The sequence below is a fragment of the Psychromonas sp. SA13A genome (assembly GCF_011378715.1).
Taxonomy (GTDB): domain Bacteria; phylum Pseudomonadota; class Gammaproteobacteria; order Enterobacterales; family Psychromonadaceae; genus Psychromonas.
In genome coordinates this window covers 1-18,745 of sequence record NZ_WTKU01000005.1, presented here as the reverse complement: position 1 = coordinate 18,745, position 18,745 = coordinate 1, and the positions used below count along the sequence as shown (strand labels likewise).

Genomic DNA, 18,745 nt, shown 5'->3' with positions numbered 1-18,745 from the left:
AATAAATGAGATAAATAGTTGTATTGAACTGAACAACATTAGCCACCCAACCAAGTAAGCATATAACGATCTGGAGTGCATGTTATGACATTTAACAGATATCGGAATTCAACATATAAAAGCATCAATATGCGTTTGTTGTTGAAACTAATGATGGCTTTATTGCTAGTTTCTATGACGGCCTGCTCAACTAAACTTGCCTATAACAATCTTGATTGGGTTGTTTCTTGGTACATCGATGATTATGTCACATTAACAAATACCCAAGAAAAGCAACTTGATAGCAGTATTGAGTCATTGTTGTTATGGCACCGCAAGACTGAATTACAGAATTATGTGGTGCAAATTAAATATATAAAAATTGATTTAAAAAATGGCATAAAGCATTCAACGATTAAAAACTATATTAATGCATTAAAGCAGTTTTGGGATGCTATTTTACTCAAAGCTGAACCGGATGTGATGCGATTTGCTTATTCTTTGTCGGATAAGCAAGTGACTGAATTATTGGCTGAAATAGAGCAGCAGAACCTTAAAAAAATAAATGATTTTGATAATAGCAGTGAAAAAGAACGCTTAAAAAAACGTTTTGAGCGTATTGAAGAGCAAATAACTGAATTTACTGGGCCGCTTGATAAGCAACAAAAAAAACGACTTACTCAGCTAAATGCTTCTCTATTATCAGCTTTTGAACAACGTATTCAGTTTCGACGCGACTGGGCAACGTCAATCGCTGCCGCTTATCAATTACGGCAACAGAAATATCACAAGGAGAATGATCGTGTTCAATTTGAACAGGCATTAAGACCTGCGTTGATCAATACTAATAGCTTACGTTCTGAAGAATATTTAGCCATTTTTGAGCATAATCAAGCCAAGTGGGTTGAGTTTCTTCCTCAATTGGTGAGTTCATTAAGTGTAAAACAATTAAGCAATGTACAGTCGAAATTAGATGATACCATTGCAGATATACAAGGTTTATATTAACGATTATTATTTTCTCAGTTCGTTTTTAGTTTATTATTCAATGAGGTATATTAATGATTTGTTGGCCGTGTTTATTAAAATTAGAAGGAGAGCATGAGCTTATTTACTTAGCTGATGAGTCTGAATTTATTGCTGAATGCGAAGAGTTAATTGTCAGTGATGATGATTACGTCGTTGACTCAAATGGTCTAAGTTATTTGCTTAAATTTAGCAATAAGACTAACAATAGTCGCGTGCAACTCGTTGATGCTGAACGTCAGCTTTCTAAGCAAGAAGTGACACTGTTAATACGTGAACATGAATTTAGTAAAGCTAATGTGTGCCTGACTAAAATTGAATTCCTAACTATCTCCTGTGCTGTGCTGTGCAGTCTTTAGTTTATTAATTCAATTGCATTAGCGTTAGTACTCGCATTAATAAAAATGAAACGATGTAATGACACAATAAATAACAACAGCATAAATAACAACATCATTAATAATAGCAAAAGCGTTATTGATGGAATTAGACGAGTAAATTTATAATTAAAATATAACAATGGAGCGATAAGATGAAATTGATTGTAGGTACCGGTTCAACATGGTCACTAAGAGTATGGATATGTTTGCAGCTAATTAAAGTAGAAGCGTCTGAGCAAGTGATTGATTTAAGCAGTACTGATCACCAAGCAAAAATTTTAGAGCATTCGCCAAGTGGACTTGTACCTGCCTATATTGATGGCAACATTGTGATTAATGATTCGCTAGCAATTATTGAGCACCTAAATGAACATTCACATGGTGGTCTGTATCCTATCAGAGTTAAACAGCGAGCCTGTGCTAGAAGTTTATGTGCAGAAATGCATTCGGGTTTTACCTTACTACGCGAACAGTTTCCTTTCATGCTAACACCAGCAACAACACCGCCAATACTGAATCAACAAATTCACCAAGAGTTAGCCCGTGTGGAGGCTATTTTTGAAAGTGCAACCTTGCCTTATATGTTTGAGCTTGCCGGTGCAGTCGACGCATTTTATGCCATTTTAGCATTTCGTCTTAATAGCTATGGTATTACATTGCCAGGTAAAGCTGGAGAATATCAGCAAAGTCTTTTACAGTGGGATTTATTAAAAAATGCGATTAAACAAGCTGAACACTGGGAAAATATGTGTGCAATTAGTTAACGGGTTTATTGGCGTTATATCAGCAGTTAAATAAAGGGGCAGACAAAGTAAACATTTAACTTCGATTATAATTTCATTGCTTACGGGCTCGCAGCTCAAAATAAAAAGGCTAACTCACGATAAGTGAATTAGCCTTTTTTAATGCTTATATCATGCTATTGTTATTTTGTTAGGATCGAGCGCGTCTTTTTCACCATATTCAGAATTAAAACAAAGAATAAAGGTGCAAAATAAATCACTAAGCAGGTTGCTGCAATCATACCACCAAGCACTGATGTACCAATGGCATTACGCGCATTCGCGCCTGCTCCGGTACTGATCACTAAGGGTAAAACACCTAAACCAAATGCTAATGATGTCATAATGATCGGACGTAAACGCATTTCACAGGCTTTGACTGTAGCATCAATTAAGTTCATTCCTTTTCCATATAACTCTTTGGCAAACTCGACAATCAAAATGGCATTTTTAGCCGTTAATCCAATGGTGGTCAATACGCCTACTTGGAAATAAACATCGTTTTCAAGCCCTCGTATCATAACAGCTGCTAACGCGCCCAAAATACCTAACGGTACAACTAAAATGATCGCGATTGGAATGCTCCAACTTTCATAAAGCGCTGCTAAACAAAGGAATACCATCAATAGCGAAATGCCATACAAAATAGGTGCTTGGTTACCTGCTTCTAACTCTTGATATGACATACCAGTCCAACTAACTTGTACATCACTAGAAAGCTCTGCTGCTATTTTATCAACTTCAGCCATTGCATCACCGGTACTATACCCCGGTGCTGCTTCACCTAATATTTCGACTGCAGAGTTACCATTAAAACGTGATAACTGTGGGGAGCCTGTTCCCCAATGTGAGGAACTAAAAGCTGATAATGGTACCATTTCACCTTTATCATTACGTATAAACCAAAGGTTCATGTCTTCTGGTGTCATACGATATTCAGCATCAGCCTGAATATAAACCTTTTTAGATCGACCTCGGTCTATGAAGTCATTCACATAAGAAGAACCCCATGCAATAGAGAGCGAGTTATTAATATCATCAATATCGAGACCTAATACCTTGGCTTTTTCATAGTCAATATCGAGGTAAAATTGTGCCGTATCTTCCAAACCATTTGGTCTTGCATTTTGTATCAATGGACTTTGTGCTATTTTTTCTAATAATTGGTTACGTAGCTCAATGAGTTTTTCATGACCAATACTACCCACATCTTGCAGATAAAAGTCAAAACCAGTTGCTTGCCCTAATTCACGAATAGGAGGGCTACTAAAAGCAAATACAGATGCTTTTTTATAACCTGAAAAATGCTTCATAGTACGTGCAATAATCGCGTTCGCATCGGTACCTGGTTCAGTTCTTTCTGCCCAGTCTTTTAAACCAATAAATGCCATGCCGGCATTTTGGCCCGTTCCAGAGAAGTTAAATCCTGCAACGGTAAAAACAGAAGTCACTAGATCTGGCTCATTTTCTTCAAAGTAGCTTTTTACTTCATCCATTACTACATTGGTTTCTTTCAGAGTTGTCCCCGTTGGTGTTGATACCATGACCATAAATGAACCTTGGTCTTCATTAGGTAAAAAAGAACTTGGTAATGAGTTATATAAGTAAACAGTACCGCCGAACAATAGGATATAAATTAAAGAAAAACGAATCGGACGCAATAATAAGTGTTTAATAGAGGTGTTATATTTTCCTAATAATTTGTCAAATAAACGGTTAAATATTTCGAATACTTTAAGGTTTCTTTCTTTATCAACCGGTTTTAATAACGTCGCACACAGTACCGGTGTTAATACTAAAGCCACTAATACTGATAATCCCATTGCAGATACAATAGTCAGAGAGAATTGTTTATAGATAATACCCGTAGAGCCAGACATGAAGGCCATTGGAATAAATACCACCATTAATACCATGGTAATACCGACTAATGCGCTGGTAATTTGTCCCATTGATTTTTTGGTTGCTTCAAATGGTGATAGTTTCTCTTCATGCATTATTCGTTCGACATTTTCGACAACAACAATCGCATCATCAACCAACAAACCAATGGCTAACACCAACCCAAACATGGTTAAGGTGTTGATAGAGAAGCCCAATACCGACATGATTGCAAACGTACCCAGTAATACAACAGGTACCGCAATGGTTGGAATTAATGTTGCTCGGAAATTTTGTAGAAATAACAGCATAACTAAAAATACTAATACGATTGCTTCTATTAATGTTGTGACTACTTCACTAATAGATATTCGAATAAATGCATTGGTATCAACTGCTTTCGCTATCTCTAAACCAGTAGGAAATGACTCAGATAATTGTGCTAATTTTGCATCTACCCCTGCTTGCGTATCTAATGAATTTGCACCTGAAGCAAGTGTTATTGCAATACCTGATGTTGCGTAGCCATTAAAAGTAGGGATCACACTTGAGCTTTCGCTTGCTAGTTCAACACGCGCAACATCTTGAAGTCGGACCTGCGAGCCATCTGAATTAACTTTAAGATAAATGTTTTTAAATTCATCTACCGTTGTTAATAAACTTTGTGCTGTGATAGTGGCATTGATTAATTGTGACTCTGTTGAAGGTGTGCCGCCTAATTGTCCTACTGTGACTTGGCTATTTTGTGCTGATACGGCAGTAGAAATATCTACCGGTGTTAAGTTATAACTATTTAATTTAGCTGGATCTAACCAAATTCGCATGGCGTAAGATGGACCAAAAATAGTCACACTACCGACACCATTTACACGGCTAATAATGTCTTTAATATTAGAGTTTGCATAATCTTGAATGTCTCCTGCACTCATCGAACCATCTTCAGAATATAAGGTGGTTACGGAGATAAAACCAGACGTACTCTTAGTGACAGATGTACCTGCATTTTGTACTGCAGCAGGTAAGCGACTGCTGACTTTTTGTAAGCTATTTGATACCTGTACCTGTGCAGTATCGGGGTCGGTATCGGCACTAAAAGTTAATGTTATTTTTGCGCTACCAGAGGAATCACTGGTTGACGACATGTAAAGCAGGTTATCTAATCCTGTCATGCTTTGTTCAATAACCTGGGTCACAGTATCTTCAATGGTTTTAGCTGACGCACCCGTGTAGGTTGCCGAAATTGAAATTGCTGGTGGTGCAATAGTAGGGTACTGCGCTACAGGTAATGTCAAAATAGAAGCTATACCTGCCATCATAACAACAATGGCAAGCACCCAAGCAAAAATAGGTCTGTGAATAAAAAAGTTAGACATGTAATTAATCCTGATCTTTTGATTGATTGTCAGTTTTTGTTGTTGCAGTGTTAGAGGCGTTATCAACAATGACTGTTAAGCCATTTTTAACTTTAGCTAAATTGTTAATGACGACATTATCACCTGCTTTTAATCCCTCTTTAACAACCCATCCGTTATCTACTTCATTACCCAATACGATAGATTTTTTTACTATCTGATTGTTATCATCAACAATAAATACCGAAGGTAGTCCTGACTGGCTTCTTACAACAGTTGATTGTTTTACAACAAGGTAGTCACGCGCTTCTGGCATTGAAATTTTAGCTCTAACATACATTCCAGCTAACAGGGCATTATCTGGATTTGCAATAATTGCACGTAAAGCGACTGTGCCCGTTGAACCATTAGTTTGAGTATCTGTAAATTCTAAGTGGCCAGTTTGATCATAAATAGTGCCATCTTCTAGTGTGATAGAAACAGGGACAGTTGGATTTTTAGTGGTAGCATTTTTAAATTCTTGTTGTATTTTATAAAAAGCAACTGCAGATTGTTGCATATCAATATAGACATTATCAGTTTGAATAACAGTGGTAATGTAGTCTGATTGACCCGATGTTAATAGCGACCCTTCTGATACTTGAGAGAAGCCTGCTTTACCTGATATAGGTGCTTTAATTTTGGTGTAAGATAATTCTATATTTGCGTAATCTAACGTTGCTTGGCGAACGGCTACTTCAGCTTTGGCCTCTAGGTATGCGGCTTCTGCAGAATCAAATAATTGTTGGCTACTTAGTTTTTTCTTTAATAGCTGGGCATAACGCGCCATTTCTTTTTTTGCATTTCTTTCGCTGCTTAAAGCTTTTTTTAGTTCAGCATTAGCACTGTTAACGGTTGATTGATAAGTCGTTGGATCTATTTGAAAAAGGATATCTCCCTTTTCTACATAACTGCCTTCCTTGTATAAGCGGCTTTCTATTATACCTGTGATTTGTGGCCTTACTTCTGCTTCTTTAAAAGCGGTAATCCGCCCCGGTAATTCGGTCGTTAAACGTAATGTTGAATAAGTTAACGTTGAAGTATCAACGTGGATACTTTGCACCGGCCTTTTATTGGGCTCAGTTTGGTCACTACACCCGAATAAGCCCAAGGGTAGTAGTAATAACAGTAAAGAGTATTTAACTTCGCGAGCAAAAAACATAGATCAACCTTAAATGAAAATTTAGTATCAATAGATACGGATTCTTCAATAGTCTCATGGAGAGGGTTAAGAGGAAGTTAAGGTTTAATTAAGGAAGGTCTTTAGTTTCGATTCTGGTTGTTATTTTGACGACTATTTTGGTTTTGTTATGCTGTTATAGATTACCTTTAAAGCATTTACTTAATAAGTGCGAAGCAGCTTTCCTAATTATTAAGTAAACCGTTAAATAATAGTTACTTAGTGAATTTCATAAATTTCATTTTTATCTGGTTCTGAAAACTGCTTACAATGCGAAAAGAGTCTTTTAAATGCTGTCGCTCAAAACTGCCAAATAAATTCGGTGTTAATAGGTTATCAATGGTCTGATTATTCTCTATTGCTTGCTGTTGGTGTTGATACCTCAAATGGCAAACGTATTGGTAGGTGCCTTTCAAATCTTGATAAGTCACTTTATTGAGAATTTTTTCTTGATATAACCATTTGATACGTTCATTAGTATTGATATAGCGACAATTATTCATGATGGCATAAATACGCACGACGTCAGATATACAACTGATCGCTGCTTTTTTGATGTTTAAAACACGATTATTATGGCCGTCTTTCTCCAACACTAAGTTCTGAAAAATACCTAGTGGAGGACGAGTTCTCAGTGCATTTTTAACCAAAGCCAAGGATAATTGAAAATTATTACTGATCTGCTGCTGACGATATTCATTGATACCATCAAACAAATTTTTATCCCCGTAAATATGGCGAATTTCAATAAACACATTTAGGTTAAGCAGTGAATCATACTCTGGTTTATCACTCCATTTGCGATAATACTCTTTCCAGACTTTGCTATTTTGGCACCATTTGGGTGTTGCTGCCATAAATCTACCGGTACATAAAGTGTAACCAAGGTTAGATAATCCTTTACAGATATACATAGCCAGATGATTAAAATACATACGGTCAGCTCGCGTTGCATCCTCAGCTAGAATAATTGCGTTATCTTGATCTGAAGCTAAATGAACTTCATTACGAGCATGTGAACCGGCGACCATCCAAGAAAAAGCGCAGGGTGGTTTACCAAAGGCTTCAATCGCTAATTCAATTAAGCGATGGGTAAAAGCATCATAAATAGTCGTTAGTGTTTGTCCGACTAAACTAGGTGACGAAGTACTTTCCATTATTTCTTGGAAGGCCTCATTACGTTGCTCCGACAACTCAATTAAATGCGTAATAGAATGCGCATGGCGAATTTTATCGACTAAGTAAATACCTTGAACACCACTGTTTTGGATTAAATCTTTGGGGGTAATATAGCCAATCACTTGATGCTTATTATCCACCACTGGAATATGTTGAATATTGTATTTAGTCATCAAGCGTATTGCTTCCATCACCAACTCATTACCAAAAATAGTATAAGGGTTGACGGTCATTACAGTACTAATTGGTTGATTTATATCAACGCAATCAGCGACAACACGGTGGGTGATGTCTTTATCGGTGACCACACCAATTAATGCGTTGTTTTTGGCAATAATAAACGCACAGGAAACACCTACCGCATCGCGCATTTGATTGGCAACACTTTGTATGCTGTCATCGGCTGATACCAAGGCCATTTTAGAGGTCATTAAATCAGCGCAGGCTCGCATATATTGATGTGACGATTGACGTGACTTATTTGGATCTGTGATGCTAGCTTTTAAACGGATTTTTAAGCTTAAATTCAACTGTGACTTAATGTCAGGATAAGCTTCAATTTGTTTCATCAACACAAGGTAATTGAATTGATAGAGTAAGGTCTCTTCAATGGCAGTCGTTGAATAGGTTTGTTTAGCATCATCGGGCTGCAGGTTAAATCCAAAAATATCATCATTACTTAGTTTTGAACGAAGCGAACCATCTGGATTATTTTGTTTAATAACACCATTTTTAATAATATAAAGGTACGATTTTTCAAGATCTTGGTTTAGTATTTCTCCTTCATCAAGCACAATAATATCAACGGCTTCAGCAACCTCTTCGAGTGTATTCCTTGGAAGTTCACTGAAGGTAGGGATGTTCTGCAGAAAAGACAAAATGTTGGGAAGTACTTGATTATCCATATTAACCATGCTTTTTGTATTGAATGTTGATCGTTGTGTTGACCGAGAAATTAAACCTATTCTTAAATTGTACTTATAGGGTAGTCTACGTTTTTGATCGGTGAATTGAAAGCTGCATATTATTTGTACTTACTCGATAAAATTAGCTTTAATTGTTAACTGTGAACGATAATAGATATAGATAAATTAACAGCCCTAATACCTTGTCGGAGCCGCTTTGATTAATCAAATATAGATAGAATATTTTTTATTTGAACATGTTAAAGTAAACCAACAATCAAGGCGTTATTACCAATCCTAATGGGCGTACCATCTTTTAGTCAGTATAGATGAGTACGCTAGCATTGTTTTATGTAAGCAATCAAACAACTAATAAAGAGAGTTTATGAAGCTAGAAATGATATGCACTGGTGAAGAAGTATTAGCAGGACAGATTGTCGATACTAATGCTGCCTGGTTAGGTAATCAATTGATGGATAATGGCTTTGAGATGCATCGTCGTACCACGGTTGGTGATAGATTAGCTGATTTAATCGAAGTATTTGAAGAGCGAAGTCATCGTGCAGATATCATTTTAGTTAATGGTGGACTCGGGCCTACCGCAGATGACCTATCTTCGTTAGCGATGGCCAAAGCAATGGGCGTTGAGTTAGAAGAGAGTGCCGAATGGCGTGCTACTTTAACTCAGTGGGCAAAAGGACGAAATATCGCCCTAACTGCTAGTAATTTAAAGCAAGCTTTGTTACCTAAAGGTGCATTAGTTGTTGATAATCCAGTGGGTAGTGCCTGTGGGTTTAGAGTCAAATTAAATCAAGCTTGGTTCTTTTTTACACCTGGAGTTCCCCATGAATACAAAAAAATGGTGTTAGAGCAATTTATTCCCTTTGTTAAATCTCAGGCAACAAAACAGAGTAAAGTTGAAGTCACTAAATTGTTAAGTATTGGTATTGGTGAATCAGAGATGGCTGAACGTTTAGAACAACTTACTTGGCCAGCAGGTATCACGCTTGGTTACCGTTCTTACATGCCTTATTTAGAGTTAAAGTTAATCGCACGTGATGTGACTCAAGAACAGCAATCGCTAGCAATATCACAAGCGGTTAGTTTATTAGGTGATGGTATTGTTGCGAGAAATAAGGACACCTTAGCGGCAGAAGTACATCATCTGCTTAGTGAAAGAGATAGTACTTTGGCCATTGCAGAGTCATTAACTGGCGGCGAGATTTGCAGTCAATTAGTTGCTTTTTCTGGTAGCTCTCATTACCTTAAACAAGGTGTTGTTAGTTATTGTAATGAAGCAAAAATAGGCTTACTTAATGTACAAGCAACAGATATTGCTGAGCAATCTGAAGTTTCATTAATTTGTGCTGCACAGATGGCCGCTGGCGTAGCTTGTGCTAACCCCAATATTACAACGCCTGATTTTGCGATCGCGACTACCGGCATTGCAGGCCCTAGTGGCGGCTCAGATCAACACCCAGTTGGTACGGTGGTGATTGCGGTTAAAGCACAACAAAAAATCTATTGCCAGAAGATCAATATAACCGCGACGAGAAGTCGAGATTACATTCGTGATTTAACCGTCGCCATTGCCTTTGATATGTTACGTAGAGCTATTTTAGAGTTATCACCGGTTGCGGATTACAGTTATATTAAACGCACTGACTCAGCGATTTACAATTTGCGAGATCTATTAAATTAACCTGAAGACTGTGGTTAACTCAAACTGTGGTTAACTCAAAACTATGGTTAACTAAAAACTATGGTTAGCTCAAAAGGAGTTATTTAATGAAAATTAAAAGGCTTATTAGTATCGCTTCATTTACCTTGGCTATGCTATTTAGTTCATTGTCTTATGCTGATGAACCGGTGTGGATTGATGTTCGTACCTTAGTGGAAAATCAACGTGACAATATTGCAGGAGACTTACGTATTTCGCATTCTAATATTGTTAGAGAAGTGGTTAAACTGTTTCCCGATAGAGAAACAGTTTTCTATTTTTATGATAAAACTGGGGGGAGATCTGATATCGCCATTTCAGCGCTAAAGCTAGAAGGATATAAAAATTTACACAATGCTGGCAGTATTGAGGAGGCGCGAAAACAAAGAGGACTTTCTCAGTAAAGTATTAATGGTTACGCTAGCGAAAAATTATCGCACACAATGGATCATGAAATACAAAGTATCGATTATTACTTTATGAACTTCCTAGATGATCTTATTCTTACAAGATTATCTCTTCATTACCCTGTCATTAATTAATGCACACGTCATAGGGCATAACGTAGTTCTCACTGCGCTATAATTAAGGCATATTAAGACATAATTAGAACCAATTATTTAGAAATACATAGCTATTTAGAGCAACATAGTTATTAAAAAGTGCTTATTTAAAAAATGGCTATTTAGAAAATAGTTATTTAAAAGATAGTTAGCCAAGGAATTGAAGATGTTTGAAATTATTATTATCCTATTCACTTGCATCATGTTGTGCGTGACACTAGTGCCTTTATTACCGAGTAATCATTGGTTATCGAGAGTGTGGGAGTTTCCGCGCGTACAAATTGCCGTACTCACTGTGAGTCTTACCATTGCTAGCCTCTTCCTTGCTTCTCCTAGCATGGCAATTGTGCTTGTTAGTATTAACGGTTTATTATCTTTGTATCAAATCGCTTGGATTTTTCCTTACACAAGGCTATATCCAATACAAGTGAAAAAGGCGACCGCACCATATCAACAATCAATTAAAATAATGACCAGCAATGTACTGATGCCCAATCATTCTGCTGAAAAGTTAATTAAGTTAATTCAGTCATACCAGCCTGATGTGGTGGTGACCTTGGAAACAGATCAATGGTGGGAAGATGCATTACACCCCATCCATAGCGAATATCCACATCGAGTTAATTGCCCATTAGATAATTTATACGGTATGCACCTTTACAGTAAGTTTGTATTAGAGGATGTACAATTATTAGAGCTTATCGAGGAAGGGATCCCTTCAATACACTGTTATTTAGTGTTAAAAAATAATATTAAAGTTAAATGTCATTTTCTACATCCTGCGCCGCCAAGTCCAACAGAGAACACAACCTCAACGCCAAGAGATCGGGAGTTATTGGTAATTGCAAAGCAAGTTGCAGGACAAACGGAGCCTATTATAGTGACCGGCGATTTAAATGATGTTGCTTGGTCGCCAACTACGCGTGCTTTTAGGCGTATTAGTGGACTTAAGGATCCAAGGATGGGCAGGGGCATGTTTAATACGTTTCATGCCAGTTATCCTATTTTGCGTTGGCCTCTAGATCATATTTTCCATAGTGAACATTTTGAGTTGGGTTCAATACAAAGAATGCCATCTATCGACTCAGATCACTTCCCTTTACTCAGTGAGTTAGTTTACGTTAATAAATAATCACTATAGCGTTGCTAGATTCAACTGCTATGGCGTAAGGCATTATTCAATAATGTAACTTATTGAGCATTTGTTTTCATTGTGCCCCATGAAATATTGACAAGCAGGGCTGTAATTATTACAAAGAAGTCACATGCTTATCACTTACCTTTTATGTTTTTATTTAATAATCAATGATTTATGTGTTGGCATGGAACTTGGTTGTAGTTAATTGAGTTCAATGAAAAGTTCTGTAACATAAATGATTCTAATGACGATGTTATTTTTAAATATTCTTTTTAATGGCTCTTTTATTAAACCAAGTTTAATAAACCTTATAATAAAGCAAGGAGTTACTTAATGAACAACGATATTATCGAAGGTAAGTGGAAACAAGTTTCAGGTACACTTAAAGCGAATTGGGGTAAATTAACTGATGATGATTTACAAGAAATTGATGGTAACCTAGAAAAGTTTCAAGGAAAAATGCAAGAGAAGTATGGAATGGCTGAAGATGAAGCCAAAAAAGAGTTTGAAAAATCATACTACTAAGTCGTTTTACATAGGGCAACGACCGTACTCAAGCTGTACATACATCGATGCATAAGTTAAGTGCTAAGTAGGTTTGTAGTAGTAAAATGTTGTCTAAGTTCTAGGGGTAGCCCCTGATTGCTGCCCCATTAATCAGTCCTCCATATCAATACGCCTTCATACTTATATGCTAAAAATGAAGCCATTAACGTTATTTTAAAAGGGTATATTCAAAATTATTTTATTGATGATGAACAATATTCATATCTGCAACTTTGATACTAAATAACTGCTATTTGATTTTAAATAACTACTAAATAACTTACATAATCAGTTAACTTAGTCATCAGCTGATTTAACCATCAGGTAACTGAAACGGTAGCTAACCAAGATCCTAGCCACTAAAGAGATACATTATGCCAATCCAAAAAAAGATAAAACAAAAAACACGTAAGTTTATTGATTCAAAGCATATGTTGAGTGGTATTACGATTGCATCATTTTTGGAATCAACCATTGTTCCCATCCCATTGGAAGCGGTATTAGTACCGTTAATGCAGGCACGTCGCGAAAAGCTTTGGCTTATTGCCTTAATGGCAACCTTAGGTTGTATTGTGGGCGCTTTATTTGGTTATGCACTTGGGTATTATTTATTTGATGTGGTTGGCGATTGGATCATTGAAACATTTTCAAACCCAACACAGTTTGAAAATGTCAGACAAAGCATGGAAAATCAAGGATTTTGGTTTGTTATTACACTAGGCATTATTCCGATTCCATTCCAAATCGCAATGCTTGCTGCTGGTGCAACTAAGTACTCACTTACTTTATTTTTAATTGCTTCTGCAATTGCACGTTCTATTCGTTACTTTGGTTTGGCGTTAGTTGTATATTATGCAGGAAACCATGCTGAACGCATTATCAATAAACACAAAAAGAAAGCGATGATTAGTCTAACTATTCTAATACTAGGAGGGTGGGCATTAAGTGCTGTCTTATAAGCCATTTAGTATTAGATCATTGTCAATCGCCACAGCTCTAAAACAATCGCTAGTATAATATTTGATACCCTAATGATCGATACCCTAATAAACAACACCATCTCAATCTAAGTTAATAGGGACTGTCAAAGGCTCTATCACATGCAACCAAATGAGCTCTTAAATACAAAGATAAATTTATAAGGCTATCAATAATCTTCTACTTGTTTGCATTTTCTAAGACGATTAACTGCTTTTCAATTTCTTGTGCTTCAAAGCTTAATTGCGAGTAAGTTCTTATATCGCCGTTACGCTGTGCGTTCATTGCTTCCTCTAATTTTGCAGACAGTTGTTGGTTGAGTTTTTTAATTGGATCTTTTTTAAATATTGAAAACATGATTTACTCCTTGAGGTTGTTTCGAGTTATACGTTTTGATCACTCATTTGGTTTACTTTGTTAGTGTATATTTTAATTATTAGGACTTATTACTTGAATTCAAGATTAGGAAAAATTCATGAATATTAAAAAATTTTCAGAGGCAACCAAGCTCACTGCTTATACCGTTAGATATTATGAAAAAATGGGGTTATTAAAAAACATTTCTCGTAATAGCAGTGGCCACCGTTGGTTTACAGAGCAAGATATAGTTTGGGTCGCCTTTATAAAGCGATTAAAAGATACGGGGATGCCACTGGAAGGAATCTTGAAGTATGCAGAATTAAGAGAGCAGGGCATTTCGACATCAGAGCAAAGAATGAAGATGTTACAGGATCACGCCCTTAAACTTGAGGAAAATATTACTGAGCAGCAGTTAAACCTTAAGAAGCTGCAACAAAAAATCACCTATTATAGCGACGTTATTAAAGTGCAATGAATATAGGCATCAATATAATTTATAAACAATTTGTACTCGCTATTATTTCAATTACCTTTCCTTAATATACCTTCCTTAAATCATTAAATAACAAGGCATTAAAATTAAAAGTCATTAAAATAAAAGTGTTACAGCTTAATTCTTTGATATTAAATTTCTTATAAAGTCACTGTCGACAATTCAAAATTTTCATAAACTTATATTAATAAATCTACGTTTTGCCCATTGGCTAATCTTCTCAAATTTTTCATCTTTTAAACACTTGACTTAGAGTTGGCTCTAAGTTGTAGAGTGGTTAACGAAATCCGATTGTTATTGAAAGTTGGCTTATTAATAAATACATAAGGAAAGAAAATGAATAATAAACGTTATCAAGATGGCCTTATCAAATTACAAGAAATTGATGGAGAGGCAGGGCAAAAAGTGATTGATAGTTTAGCAACTATTTCTCCCGACTTAGCCAAGTATACTATTGAGTTTGCTTTTGGTGATATCTACCCTAGAGCAGGGCTTGATCTTAAGAGCAGAGAATTAGCAACGGTGGCTGCATTAACTGCAATGGGGAGTTGCTTACCGCAATTAAATGTACATATTAATGGTGCGCTGAATGTAGGATGTAAACCACAGGAAGTGACAGAAGTAATTATACAAATGGCTGTTTATGCAGGTTTTCCTGCTGCACTCAATGCGATGCAGATAGCAAAAGAAGTCTTTATTGAGCGTGCCATTATCAATAGTTAATATTAGGAAATATAGATACTTGTGCATCACAGTTTTCCTTTGATGCACTAGAAAAATACACTTCAAAGATCAACTCCTCTGGAAAATAACCAGGATAATATTTATAACTTTTAATCCTTATTCTTGATTGTGATATAACTAACCTCAACTTAGCATGAGCAAAACTATTCACTGCTGCATAGTATTGCCTCATAGTAGTGCTTCTGTTGAATACTTCGGTAAACTATCCGATTTTTTACTTGGATTTGTTATGACGATACGTAATGTTTCAGAAAAAATACTGCATGGCTTAAGTATCAGAACTGATAATGAAACTGAAATGAGCGCTGATAAAGGAAAAATAGGCGCTTTGTGGCAACAGTTTGATAAGGTTGTTGATGTTGATTATCAAAGTGGAGAAAGAGTTTACGGAGTATATTTTGATTATGAATCAGATGCTCGCGGTCAATTTAGTGTATTAGCTGGTTTTTATGGTAAAAATTTACCTGCATCTATACCTTTACAAAAAGTAGTAATCTCCGCTGGCAAGTATCTTGTCTTTAAACACAAAGGAGAAATGCCACAAATTGCCATTGATGGGTGGACTGAGGTTTGGAATTATTTTTCGAATCCAGAGGCTAAACATCAGCGCACTTATTCCACTGATTTTGAGTTTTATCCAAACTATAATGAAATTGAAATACACATTGCGATAAAATAACACTCGCTATTGTGGTTACTGCTCAGCCTGCATTGTATTCTTTAATGCTAATGCTAATGCTAATGCTAATGCTAATGCTAATGTGAATGGTTATTTTGGCCAGAAGCTCTATTAGGCTCATTAAATAAATATAGGTAATAAATGCAACGCTTTGAATATTGTAATGCTAAAGATTGTGCGCAAGAAATGCTCAACTTAGGGCAAGTTAACATGAAAATGTGGTACTTATTCCAATGGTTAACTGAGCATGAGCAATTGCGTCATGGTACTCAAGCTGAATTACTCAAGTTGTATGTTGATGAACAGCTGGTGGCTTATAGTCTGTTAGAAAATTATGAAGCTTGCATGGATAAAACAACTTTATTCGACGGCATCTTATATCAGGATTTAGGCGTAATACACTTTGTGACTATGCCTGACTTTCGTAAACAAGGTTATGCGAGCCTATTAGCTGAGGTGATGTATCGAGATGTTATTCAGCCTTTATTGGCTCGACATACAGATGTACATGCATATATTACTGCCACCGGACGAGCCGTTCCTTTAATGGAGCGCACGCCTATTTCACCTGCCAAGATGGTAAAAGAATTTTATTCTGAGGTTACCTTTGAAGAAAAAGTGGTTAATTACCTACGTGCTCAATCATCGGACTGTTAGCTTATGAAGATACTTAATTAATCCACTTAACTAATCCACTTAACTAATTCACTTAACTAATTCACTTAATTAAGACACTAATTTATAAACCCACCACTTTAGTGGAGTGTAATATATCAATTTAACCACATATTTTGTGTATTGCAGCACTGTTGAAAATATTTTACCCATTCTGTCGATCTAGTTCTCACTTTCTTACCTATTTACAAAATACACTGATTTTAGTTTTTAAATTTAAGTTTAATTTTTAGGAGTTATTTATGCCATCGAGTTCTACTTCTCAGCCTTCTCGTCAAGAGTTAGCTAACGCAATACGCGCCCTTAGTATGGATGCTGTCCAAAAAGCCAATTCAGGTCACCCAGGCGCACCAATGGGTATGGCTGATATTGCGCAGGTCTTATGGACTGACTTTTTAAAGCATAACCCGACTAACCCAAACTGGGCTGATCGCGACCGCTTTATTTTGTCTAACGGCCATGGTTCAATGCTTATCTATTCTCTATTGCATTTAACAGGTTACGACCTTTCAATTGAAGATCTTAAGAGCTTCCGCCAATTACATTCAAAAACACCGGGTCATCCGGAATATGGTTACGCACCAGGTGTCGAAACAACAACAGGCCCATTAGGCCAAGGTATTACTAATGCCGTTGGTATGGCGATTGCTGAACGCTCTTTAGCGGCTTCTTTTAACAAAGAAGGCCACGATATTGTTGACCACCATACTTACACTTTCCTAGGTGATGGTTGTTTAATGGAAGGTATTTCTCATGAAGCTTGTTCTTTAGCGGGAACCTTAGGCCTAGGTAAACTGATTGCATTCTGGGATGACAACGGTATTTCAATCGATGGTGACGTAGAAGGTTGGTTCACTGATGATACACCTAAGCGTTTTGAAGCTTACGGATGGCAAGTTATTTCTGTTGATGGGCATAACCCTGAAGAAATTAAAGCGGCTATCATCTCTGCAAAAGCAGAAACGACTAAACCAACGATGATTTGTTGTAAAACAATTATTGGTTTTGGCTCACCTGCTAAGCAAGGTACACACGATTGTCACGGTGCACCATTAGGTCACGATGAAATCGCTGCAACGCGTAAAGCATTAGGTTGGAACCACGGTCCATTTGAAATCCCTGCCGATATTTATGCAGGTTGGGATAACAAAACACAAGGCCAAGCCGCAGAGCAATCTTGGGATGAAAAATTCGCAGCCTACGCTGCGGCTTACCCTGAATTAGCAGCTGAATATAAACGTCGTGTTAATAACGAATTGCCTGCTGAATGGGAAGCTAAATCTTCTGCTTACATTGTTGATTTACAAGCTAACCAAGGCAATATTGCAACACGTAAAGCCTCACAAAACTGTATCGAAGCATTTGGTGCAATGTTACCAGAGCTATTAGGTGGTTCTGCTGATTTAGCGCCATCTAACTTAACCATGTGGTCTGGTACTAAAGCCATTACTGCTGATGACGCTACGGGTAACTACTTACATTACGGCGTACGTGAGTTTGCAATGGCTGCCATTATCAATGGTATTGCATTACATAAAGGTTTTGTTCCTTACGGCGCAACATTCTTAATGTTTATGGAATACGCACGTAACGCACTACGTATGTCTGCAATAATGAAGCAACGTTCTATTCAAGTGTTTACGCATGACTCAATTGGTCTAGGTGAAGATGGTCCAACACACCAACCTGTCGAGCAAATTGCAAGTTTACGTTTAACACCGAACATGAACACATGGCGTCCATGTGACAGCGTTGAATCTGCTGTTGCTTGGAAATTTGCGATTGAATCTGTTGATGCACCGTCATCACTTATCTTTAGCCGTCAAAACCTGAAACCACAAGCGCGTGATACACAGCAATTAGCGGATGTGGCAAAAGGTGGTTATGTATTGCTTGACTCTGAAACACCTGCTGAAATCATCTTAATTGCGACAGGCTCTGAGGTTGAGTTAGCAATGCAAGGTGCTGCAGAATTAACAGCTCAAGGTAAAGCGGTACGTGTTGTATCAATTCCTTGTACAGAGCAGTTTGAGCTTCAATCAGCTGAATATAAAGAGTCAGTACTACCAGCAGCGGTAACTAAACGTGTAGCAATTGAAGCAGGTATTGCTGATTACTGGTACAAATACGTTGGCTTAAACGGTGC

General features: G+C 36.9%; 17 protein-coding genes. 13 read left to right on the top strand and 4 right to left on the bottom strand.

All coding sequences use genetic code 11. From position 1 onward, the window contains the following. Positions 1–84 precede the first annotated feature (84 nt). From GQR44_RS06505 to GQR44_RS06495, 3 genes are all read left to right on the top strand, one after another. Complete coding sequence (locus GQR44_RS06505) at positions 85–987, top strand: DUF6279 family lipoprotein (RefSeq protein ID WP_166370487.1); 903 nt, start codon at positions 85–87, stop codon at positions 985–987. 53 nt (positions 988–1,040) lie between these two features. After that, complete coding sequence (locus GQR44_RS06500; RefSeq protein WP_166370485.1) at positions 1,041–1,364, top strand: DUF4144 family protein; 324 nt, start codon at positions 1,041–1,043, stop codon at positions 1,362–1,364. Between the two features lie 173 nt (positions 1,365–1,537). After that, the gene (locus GQR44_RS06495; RefSeq protein WP_166370483.1) at positions 1,538–2,149 is read left to right on the top strand and encodes a glutathione S-transferase N-terminal domain-containing protein; all 612 of its coding nucleotides are present in this window, start codon (positions 1,538–1,540) and stop codon (positions 2,147–2,149) included. Positions 2,150–2,310: 161 nt separating this feature from the next. On the opposite strand, the gene GQR44_RS06490 is transcribed toward GQR44_RS06495, so the two are convergent. From GQR44_RS06490 to GQR44_RS06480, 3 genes are all read right to left on the bottom strand, one after another. Further along, the gene (locus tag GQR44_RS06490) at positions 2,311–5,421 is read right to left on the bottom strand and encodes an efflux RND transporter permease subunit (protein WP_166370481.1); all 3,111 of its coding nucleotides are present in this window, start codon (positions 5,419–5,421) and stop codon (positions 2,311–2,313) included. A 4-nt stretch (positions 5,422–5,425) separates the two neighbouring features. Continuing rightward, a complete protein-coding gene (locus GQR44_RS06485; RefSeq protein ID WP_166370479.1) occupies positions 5,426–6,601 on the bottom strand; it encodes an efflux RND transporter periplasmic adaptor subunit in 1,176 nt (391 codons plus the stop codon). Positions 6,602–6,834: 233 nt separating this feature from the next. After that, a complete protein-coding gene (locus tag GQR44_RS06480) occupies positions 6,835–8,703 on the bottom strand; it encodes a DUF294 nucleotidyltransferase-like domain-containing protein (protein ID WP_166370477.1) in 1,869 nt (622 codons plus the stop codon). A gap of 385 nt (positions 8,704–9,088) precedes the next feature. Between GQR44_RS06480 and GQR44_RS06475 the strand changes: the two genes are divergently transcribed. The 5 genes from GQR44_RS06475 to GQR44_RS06455 all read left to right on the top strand — a co-directional run bounded on the left by GQR44_RS06475 (position 9,089) and on the right by GQR44_RS06455 (position 13,629). Further along, positions 9,089–10,405 (top strand): CinA family nicotinamide mononucleotide deamidase-related protein, encoded by a 1,317-nt coding sequence (locus GQR44_RS06475; protein WP_166370475.1) that lies wholly within the window; start codon positions 9,089–9,091, stop codon positions 10,403–10,405. Between the two features lie 86 nt (positions 10,406–10,491). Beyond that, positions 10,492–10,827 (top strand): rhodanese-like domain-containing protein, encoded by a 336-nt coding sequence (locus tag GQR44_RS06470; protein WP_166370473.1) that lies wholly within the window; start codon positions 10,492–10,494, stop codon positions 10,825–10,827. 325 nt (positions 10,828–11,152) lie between these two features. Further along, complete coding sequence (locus GQR44_RS06465) at positions 11,153–12,118, top strand: endonuclease/exonuclease/phosphatase family protein (RefSeq protein WP_166370471.1); 966 nt, start codon at positions 11,153–11,155, stop codon at positions 12,116–12,118. Positions 12,119–12,457: 339 nt separating this feature from the next. After that, the gene (locus tag GQR44_RS06460) at positions 12,458–12,649 is read left to right on the top strand and encodes a CsbD family protein (protein WP_028870287.1); all 192 of its coding nucleotides are present in this window, start codon (positions 12,458–12,460) and stop codon (positions 12,647–12,649) included. Positions 12,650–13,044: 395 nt separating this feature from the next. Beyond that, a complete protein-coding gene (locus GQR44_RS06455; protein WP_166370469.1) occupies positions 13,045–13,629 on the top strand; it encodes a VTT domain-containing protein in 585 nt (194 codons plus the stop codon). Positions 13,630–13,828: 199 nt separating this feature from the next. Here the strand turns inward: GQR44_RS06455 and GQR44_RS06450 are convergent, their stop codons facing one another. Next, positions 13,829–14,005 (bottom strand): DUF6435 family protein, encoded by a 177-nt coding sequence (locus GQR44_RS06450; protein WP_166370467.1) that lies wholly within the window; start codon positions 14,003–14,005, stop codon positions 13,829–13,831. Positions 14,006–14,123: 118 nt separating this feature from the next. Between GQR44_RS06450 and GQR44_RS06445 the strand changes: the two genes are divergently transcribed. From GQR44_RS06445 to tkt, 5 genes are all read left to right on the top strand, one after another. Next, the gene (locus tag GQR44_RS06445; protein WP_166370465.1) at positions 14,124–14,483 is read left to right on the top strand and encodes a MerR family transcriptional regulator; all 360 of its coding nucleotides are present in this window, start codon (positions 14,124–14,126) and stop codon (positions 14,481–14,483) included. Positions 14,484–14,837: 354 nt separating this feature from the next. Next, the gene (locus GQR44_RS06440) at positions 14,838–15,224 is read left to right on the top strand and encodes a carboxymuconolactone decarboxylase family protein (protein WP_166370463.1); all 387 of its coding nucleotides are present in this window, start codon (positions 14,838–14,840) and stop codon (positions 15,222–15,224) included. Between the two features lie 250 nt (positions 15,225–15,474). Continuing rightward, positions 15,475–15,924 (top strand): GyrI-like domain-containing protein, encoded by a 450-nt coding sequence (locus tag GQR44_RS06435; RefSeq protein ID WP_166370461.1) that lies wholly within the window; start codon positions 15,475–15,477, stop codon positions 15,922–15,924. 141 nt (positions 15,925–16,065) lie between these two features. Then, positions 16,066–16,581, top strand: a complete 516-nt coding sequence (locus tag GQR44_RS06430) for a GNAT family N-acetyltransferase (RefSeq protein WP_166370459.1) — start codon at positions 16,066–16,068, stop codon at positions 16,579–16,581. Positions 16,582–16,841: 260 nt separating this feature from the next. Further along, positions 16,842–18,745 (top strand): transketolase (gene tkt, locus GQR44_RS06425; RefSeq protein WP_166370457.1); only part of this gene is annotated, 1,904 nt, incomplete at its 3' end.